This is a genomic window from Variovorax sp. PDC80, assembly GCF_900115375.1.
In the GTDB taxonomy this organism is placed as follows: Bacteria; Pseudomonadota; Gammaproteobacteria; order Burkholderiales; family Burkholderiaceae_C; genus Variovorax.
In genome coordinates this window covers 1-7403 of the sequence record NZ_FOWG01000029.1, presented here as the reverse complement: position 1 = coordinate 7403, position 7403 = coordinate 1, and the positions used below count along the sequence as shown (strand labels likewise).

Sequence of the window (7403 nt, the reverse complement as noted above, 5' to 3'; positions counted from 1 at the left end):
TCCAATTGGGCACCTGTCGCTTGGGTCTGGCTCGCTGAAGCACGTATCCTCGCTACTAGGCTGGCCGCGTAGATCATTTCAAATACACCCTCTCATCCTCGAACCCACGGAGTCTCCCCATGCCGTCTTCCTCCTCCCTGTGCTTCGCTCGCCTCTCGGCGCTGGCCGCCGCCGCGCTGCTGGCCGGTGCCGCCAGTGCCGCCACCATGCCGCCCGCGCCCGGCGCCGAGGCCCGCGCCGAACTGCCCGTGAAGGTGAAGGTGTTCGTCGCCGCCATGTTCGAGATCGGCCAGAACAGCGGCGACCGCGCGGGCGAGTTCCAGCACTGGTACGAGCGCTACTGGAAGGGCGCGAAGCCGATGGCCGTGCCCGGCGCGTTGCAGCCCGTCTACTGCAATGCCGACGGCGTCTGCGGCGCGGTGCTCGGCATGGGCAAGGTCAATTCCTCGGCCTCGATGCAGGCGATCCTGCTGAACCCGCAGTTCGATTTCTCGCAGGCCTACTACGTGATCTCGGGCGTGGCCGGCACGCCGCCCTCGCGCGGCACCATCGGCGAGGTGAGCTGGGCCACCTGGCTGGTCGACTACGACCTCGGCCACCGCTGGGCACCCGAGGAGAACAAGCCCGGCGAGCCCACCTTCATGCCGCGCAAGGGCTACGAGTCGTACCGCCGCTTCAAGCTCAACCCCGACCTCGTCGGCTGGGCCATGAAGCTCACGGCCGACACGCCGCTCAAGGATTCCGAATCGGCGCGCAGCTACCGGCTGCGCTATCCCGATGCCGCGGCGCGCCGCGCGCCCTTCGTCGGCACCGGCACCCACATGACGGGCGACACCTTCTTCCACGGCCCCGGCATGTCGAACCAGGCGCAGTACATCGCGAAGCTCTATGGTGCCGACGACTACGTGATCACCGAGATGGAGGCCGCCGCGATCACGCTCGTGATCCAGCGCACCCACGGCACCGACCGCGTGATGAGCCTGCGCGGCGCGGTCAACTTCGACCAGGGCAATCCCAACGAGACCACCTTGCAGCATCTCGACCCGGCGCCCGGCGAAACGGCCGGCGGCTTCGCCGAGACGGTGGAGAACATCGCGCTGGTGGGCACGCGCGTGGTCGACCACATCGTGGCGAACTGGGGGCAGTGGCAGGGCGGCGTGCCGCGGCCTTGAGGCACGGGGCCGCGCTCAGGGCGCCGGCTGTAGATGCCAGGTCACCGTGAAGTCGAACGGCGTCCAGCGGCTGACCTTCACGCCCGCGCGGCGCAGGCCGCGGCCGGTCCAGGTGTTGCAGGTCTCGAACAGGTGGTAGGCGCCGTTGGCCTCGTAGAAGGCGTCCTGGGCGTTGTAGTGCGCGCCCGCGATGGCCGTCACCTGGCCCGCGGGCAGGGTGCTGCGCACATGCTCGATCAGGCGCAGGTACTGCGGCATCGACAGCGGCAGCCGGAACGCGCCGGGCCCGAACTGGTCGCGCCGCAGATAGCTCACGTGCAGCAGCGCGCGGTTGCGGCCCGACAGCGCGCCCAGCGCGCGCGAGACCGTGAGGTCGGCCCAGGTCGGCGTGTGCAGGTAGAACTCGCGGTCGCCCCAGCCCAGCGCCACGTACTCGGCACCGGGCGGCACGGCCGGGAAGTCGGCGAGCGGGAACAGCTTTTGCCAATCGATCAGCGCCGAGCGCACCGGGAACACGTAGTCGGTGTGCACGCCGTTGCTCAGCACCCAGGCCTCGACATAGGGCGCGGCCGGCGCCGTGGTCTTCGCATGACTGGGCCAGAACACCAGCGCGAAGGCCGTTCCCACATAGAGCCCGATCAGTACCACGAGGCCGAGCAGCAGCAGCGAGAAGCGGCGCAGCCAGCGTGCGATGAAGGCCATGGCGTCAGAACAGCGAGGCGGTGGCCGACTCGGGCGCGGCGGCCGGGCGCTGCGCACCGCCGGCCGGTGCCAGCGCCTCGGGGCTGCCCGCGCGCGCCAGTGCGCCCATGCGCACGCCCAAGAGGCGCAGCGGGCGTTCGAGCGGCACGCGCTTCAGGCACAGGCCGCCGGTGCGGCGAATGGTCTTCGCGTCGTCGGTGAAGCGGTCGATGGTCTGGTCGCGCGTGGCGATCTTGAAGTCGTCGTAGCGCAGCTTGATGCCGATGGTCTTGCCCACATAGCCCTTGCGCTGCAGGTCCTCGGCGAGCTTCTCGCACAGCCGCGTGAAGATCTCGCCGAGCTCGGCGCGGTCGCGCACCGCATGCAGGTCGCGCTCGAAGGTGGTCTCGCGGCTCATCGAGACCGGCTCGCTCTCGGTCACCACGGGGCGATCGTCGCGGCCCCATGCCACCTCGTGCATCCAGGCGCCGGTGGACTTGCCGAAGTTGTCGATCAGCCAGCCGCGCTCGCAGGCCGCGAGCTGGCCGATGGTCTCGATGCCCAGGCGCTTGAGCTTCTCGTCGGCCTTGGGCCCGATGCCGTTGACCTTGCGGCAGGGCAGCGGCCAGATACGGGTCTCGATGTCGTCCTGGTACACCACCGAGATGCCGTTGGGCTTGTTGAATTCGCTCGCCATCTTGGCGATCAGCTTGTTGGGCGCCACGCCGATCGAACAGGTCAGGCCGGTGGCCTGGAAGATCGACTTCTGGATCAGCCGCGCCAGCGTGCGCCCGCCCTCGCGCTGGCCGCCGGGCACCTCGGTGAAGTCGATGTAGACCTCGTCCACGCCGCGGTCCTCCATCAGCGGCGCGATGTCGGTGATGATCGACTTGAAGCCGCGCGAGTACTTGCGGATCTCCTCGAAGTCCACCGGCAGCAGGATCGCGTCGGGGCACAGCTTGGCGGCCTTCATGAGCCCCATGGCCGAGCCCACGCCGAACTTGCGCGCCGGGTAGGTCGCGGTGGTGATCACGCCGCGGCCCACGTAGTCCTTGAGCCGCGCGAAGGCATCGACCGGAATGTCGGCCAGCGTGCCGCCGGGCGGCAGGTGGCGGATCGCTTCGTCCACGCTGCGCCGGCCGCCGCCGATCACCACCGGCAGGCCCTTGAGCTGCGGATAGCGCAGCAGCTCGACCGACGCGTAGAAGGCGTCCATGTCGAGGTGGGCGATGCGGCGGATCGGGGGCGTGGCGGCGGGCTTGGAACTCACGGTAACGATTGTCTCGCGCTGCGCCGATGTTCGCCCGGGCCGTGCAAGAATGCATCGGAATTTCAATCCCCCGCAAGGGCCAAGAACGTGTTCATGATCTTTTCATGGTGCCCGTTGCCCCGCAAAGCTGGCAGGTGCAAGGCGCAAAGCGCAGCCGGGCTGGTGGCCCGGCGAGCATTTGCAACGCCGCAGATGCCAGCTTTGCGGGGCAACCCGAAGGGCAAGGCAGCAAAGCGCCGCACTCGTCGTTGCGCACCTTGTCCAGGCATTAGCCTGGACGGCGGCGCGCGCCTAGATTGCGACGCTTTGCTGCCTTGCGGGCACCATGAAAAGATCATGAACACGTTCTAGGGAAAGGAATCCACCATGGGTGACGACGAGGAAGGCGGCCTCTCGGTCGCGCTGACGCCGGTGCAGCTGGCGGCGGTGCTCGGTGGCGAGGACGTGCCCGAGTCGGCGAGCCTCAGCAACCGGCTCTGGGGCACCGCGGCGCTGGTCGGCGGCGTCATCGAACTGGTCGGCGCGGGCGTGCTGTGCGTCGCGCCCGAACCCACGATGGCGAGCAAGGTCGGCTGCGTGGTGCTCGGTGCCCACGGCAGCGACGTCACCGCCACCGCAGCGCGCCAGATCTGGACCGGCCGCTCGCAGCGCACCGCCACCTCCATGACGGCCGATGCCGCCGCGCAGGCCATGGGCGCCTCGCCCGAGACCGGCGCGCAGGTGGGGCTCGCGGTCGACGTCGCGGTGCCGCTGTTCGTGGCCGGCGGCCTCGCCGCATCGCGCGTCATCGCGGTGCGCGCGAGCCGCTTCAAGCTTGAGCCCGTGCGCCTCATCGAGCATGAGGGCGTGGCCGGCTCCAAGGCCGGCGGCCACACCATCCGCGAACACGTCGGCAAGTCGGCGCAGGACCTGTTCGACCGCTTCGCGAAGAAGCCCAGCCTGCAGAAGTCGTCGTCGTTCTTCGACCTCGCCACGGCCGAGTCGGCCATCAGCCAGACGGTGCGCGCCAATGCGCGCGCGATCCGCGCCTGGTCGCGCTCGGCGCAGGTGGGCTCCAAGCCGATGGCCTTCGAGCACGACATCGGCACCGTGGTCGGCATCGGCGTGCAGCGCGGCAGCACGGCCGTGAGCCAGCTCACCAAGGTGCGCGTGACGCTCAACATGAAGGCCTACAACGGCAAGCCCTTCTACATCCTCACCGCCCATCCGTTCTGACAGCCAGCACAACAAGACCCACGATGCGATTCGAACTGATCGACCACTTGACCAAGGTCTATTTCGGCCAGGATGCCGACATCCTCTTCGGCGAGACCGGCGCCGAGATCATGGCCTCGTACCGCGAATCGAGCACCCCGGCCGAGCTGGCCGCGCTGCGTGCCGAGATCGCCGACTACCGGGGTTCGCACGACGACGTCGAGGCCGCGTTCGCGCGCGACTTCGAGCGCGACTACCTGCCCGAGGATTTCGGCCGCACGGCGGCGGAGTTCTTCGACCGCGTGCTGGCGGCGGTGCAGTAGCACCCGCGGCTTCGCTCAGGGCGATTCGGCCGCGGGCGCGCCGTCGGCCGGATCGGGCGGCGGGGCCATCTCACGCATCAAGCGGTCGACCGTATCGGCGTCTATCGGTGCCTGCGCGGCCGCCGCCTCGGGCGCATCGCGCAGCAAGTGCGTGCTGCCTGGCCAGGCCATCGTCGCGGCCATCACCAGCGCGAGCAGCACGAGGTAAGGGGCCAGCGCGAGCGCCACCGCGCGCAGCGGCGGGCGCGGCACGGTCTGCCCGCGCGCGAGCACCAGCGCATAGCCGAAGGGCGGCAGCAGGAAGCCGGCCTGCAGCACCAGCAGCGCGAGCGTCGCGATCCAGGCCGCGTCGGGGAGCTGCGCGAGCACCGGCGGCATCACGATCGGCACCACGAGGAAGATCAGCTCGAAGGCATCGAGCACGAAGGCGCAGGCCAGCAGGATGGCGAGCACGGCGCCCAGCCCGATCATTGGATGGCCCTGCAGCGCCAGCATCAGCCGCATGACCAGCGCATCGGTGCCGAAGCCGCGCAGCAGCAGCGAGAAGGTGGTGGCCGCGACCAGCAGCGCATAGAGCGCGCCGGTCAGCGCCATCGCGTCGTCGAGCACCTGGCGCAGCAGCCCCGCGCGCAGCAGCTGGCCCGATGCCAGGCCCCAGCCCAGCAGCAGCATGCAGGCGGTGGCGGCGCCTTCGACCGGCCGCACGCGGCCGAGCGCGATCAGCACCAGCAGCGAGCCGATCACGGGCGGCACGATCGAAAGGGTCCAGCGCTGCGCGCGCGTGAGCGGCGCGCGCGCGGTCGGCGTGGCCGACAGGACGGGCCGCGCGCGCCGCGCGCTCCAGGCGGCGATCGCGAGCCAGCCCGCGAGCAGGGCCGCGGCCGGCAGCAGCGCGGCCTGCAGGATGTCCTGCGTGTTGACGATGCGTTCGGCCGCGGCGCCCGGCAGGCCCAGGCTGCGCGCCATGTTCACGCCCTCGGTGTGGGCGCGCAGCATCGCGTCGGCAAGCAGCAGCAGGACCAGCGAGGGCGGCACGATCACGCCGAGCGTGCCGGTCACCGCCACCAGCGCCGTGCGGCGCGGGGCAGGCAGGCCTTCGCGTGCCCAGCCCTCGCCCGCGGTGCGCGCCAGCGTGAGCAGGCTCGCGCCGACCGAGCCGTTCATCGGCGCCAGCAACAGGCCGAGCACCATGCCCGCGATCTCGGCGGCCGCGCGCGGCGCGATGCGCGCGAGCAGGCGGCGCAGGCCCTCGTACAGGTGCTGCGCGAGCGCGAGCCGGTTGAGCAGCGCACCCACCAGCGCATAGAGCGCGAGCGCCTGCAGCAGGTCGTGCTCGAGCAGGCCGACGATGCGCCAGGGCAGGTTCTGCAGCAGCGCCATGTCGAAGGCGCCGAGCGCCAGGCCCGCCACCGCGCCGAGCGTGGACACGCCGAGCAGCACCGCATAGGTCGGCCAGCCGGTGCTCATCATCAGCGCGAGCGCCACCGCGAGCAGCGCCAGGCCGAGCCAGCCGGTGCCGGCGCTCATCGCGTGCGCCGCCACGGCCAGGCCTGCCAGAGCTCGAGCGCCGCCTGCAGCGCGAGCAGCACGGCGAGCAGCAGCAGCGCGATCTTGACCATGAAGTAGCCCGCATTGAAGGTGTCGGGAAAGCGCTCGAGCGCGGCCACCGAGCCCAGCACCGGCCGCGCCGACACGGCCACCAGGAACAGCGCCCACGGCAGCACGCACAGCGCGGCACCGGCGCGGCGCCAGCGCGCGGGACTGCCCGCGGCAAGGTCGGGCCGCGCCACCAGGTGCGCGCCGCGCCGCCCCGCATGCCGCAGCGCGACCGCCACGTAGAGCGCGAACAGCCACTGCGCGAGGTCGTTGGCCTGCGTCGGTCCGAAGCCGGCCCCGGCGAGACCGCGCAGCGGCCACTGCAGGAACAGCAGCAGCGCGATCGCGAGCGCCAGCGGCATCGCCAGCCGATCGAGGCGGTCGAGCAGGCGGGTGGCGAGGCAGGCGTCGGGCGGCGTCATGGCGAGCGACGCTAGTTCCCGAACCTGACCAGCACCTGCGGCGTGGCGGGGCAATGCTTGCGCCGCCCCACGGCCCGCGCCATCATCCGCCCCATGCAAACCGTCGCTTCCATCCTCTGGCGCAGGCTCGACGTTCCGGGCCACGATGCCTGCCGTCTCGAACGCAATGCCAGCGCCTGGCAGCTCGACGGCGCCTCGGCCTTCCGCGCCGAGGACGGCCGGGTGGCGCAGCTGCACTACCGCGTGCGCTGCGACCTGCACTGGCATGCGCAGTGGGGCACGGTGCGCGGCTGGCTCGGCGACAGCACGGTCGACCTCTCGATCACGCGCGACGCGCAGGGCCGCTGGAAGCTCAACGACGAACCGGTGCCCGATCTCTCGCACTGCGTCGACCTCGACCTGGGCTTCACGCCCGCGACCAACCTGCTGCAGCTGCGTCGCCTCAATCTCTCGAAGGGCGAGGGCGCCGATGCGCCCGCGGCCTGGATCGACCTCGATGGCGGCAGCCTCGGCGAGCTGATGCAGCGCTACGAGCGCAGCGGCGACAACGCCTACCGCTACGTGGCGAAGCGCTTCGATTACGAGGCGGTGCTGGGCGTCACGGCCGATGGCTTCGTGCACGACTATCCGGGGCTCTGGGTCGCCGAAGCCTGAGAGGGTGTATTTGAAATGATCTACGCGGCCAGCCTAGTAGCGAGGATACGTGCTTCAGCGAGCCAGACCCAAGCGACAGGTGCCCAATTGG

Annotated in this window: 8 protein-coding genes; 4 read left to right on the top strand and 4 right to left on the bottom strand. The window is 70.8% G+C overall.

Annotation, left to right across the window (positions count from 1 at the left end; translation table 11 throughout):
* The first annotated feature begins 119 nt into the window (after nucleotides 1-119).
* Nucleotides 120-1172: a purine-nucleoside phosphorylase gene (locus BM109_RS40445; RefSeq protein WP_093356134.1), complete on the top strand. Its 1053-nt coding sequence runs from the start codon at nucleotides 120-122 to the stop codon at nucleotides 1170-1172.
* 15 nt (nucleotides 1173-1187) lie between these two features.
* On the opposite strand, the gene BM109_RS40440 is transcribed toward BM109_RS40445, so the two are convergent.
* Nucleotides 1188-1874 (bottom strand): TIGR02117 family protein, encoded by a 687-nt coding sequence (locus BM109_RS40440; protein WP_093356132.1) that lies wholly within the window; start codon nucleotides 1872-1874, stop codon nucleotides 1188-1190.
* A 4-nt stretch (nucleotides 1875-1878) separates the two neighbouring features.
* A complete protein-coding gene (locus tag BM109_RS40435; RefSeq protein ID WP_093356137.1) occupies nucleotides 1879-3069 on the bottom strand; it encodes a Y-family DNA polymerase in 1191 nt (396 codons plus the stop codon).
* A gap of 420 nt (nucleotides 3070-3489) precedes the next feature.
* Between BM109_RS40435 and BM109_RS40430 the strand changes: the two genes are divergently transcribed.
* On the top strand, nucleotides 3490-4338 hold the full coding sequence (locus BM109_RS40430; protein WP_093356128.1) for an RNase A-like domain-containing protein: 849 nt from the start codon (nucleotides 3490-3492) through the stop codon (nucleotides 4336-4338).
* Between the two features lie 23 nt (nucleotides 4339-4361).
* A complete protein-coding gene (locus BM109_RS40425; RefSeq protein ID WP_093356126.1) occupies nucleotides 4362-4640 on the top strand; it encodes a contact-dependent growth inhibition system immunity protein in 279 nt (92 codons plus the stop codon).
* Between the two features lie 15 nt (nucleotides 4641-4655).
* Here BM109_RS40425 and BM109_RS40420 read toward each other — a convergent pair whose 3' ends face one another.
* Both BM109_RS40420 and BM109_RS40415 read right to left on the bottom strand, forming a co-directional pair.
* Nucleotides 4656-6167: a TRAP transporter large permease subunit gene (locus BM109_RS40420; protein WP_093356135.1), complete on the bottom strand. Its 1512-nt coding sequence runs from the start codon at nucleotides 6165-6167 to the stop codon at nucleotides 4656-4658.
* Nucleotides 6164-6658, bottom strand: coding sequence for a C4-dicarboxylate ABC transporter substrate-binding protein (locus tag BM109_RS40415; protein ID WP_093356123.1), 495 nt, complete (start codon nucleotides 6656-6658; stop codon nucleotides 6164-6166). Before BM109_RS40415 ends, BM109_RS40420 begins: the two co-directional genes overlap by 4 nt.
* A 93-nt stretch (nucleotides 6659-6751) precedes the next feature.
* On the opposite strand from BM109_RS40415, the gene BM109_RS40410 reads away from it, so the two are divergent.
* Nucleotides 6752-7312, top strand: a complete 561-nt coding sequence (locus tag BM109_RS40410; protein WP_093356120.1) for a putative glycolipid-binding domain-containing protein — start codon at nucleotides 6752-6754, stop codon at nucleotides 7310-7312.
* The last annotated feature ends 91 nt before the right edge of the window (nucleotides 7313-7403 follow it).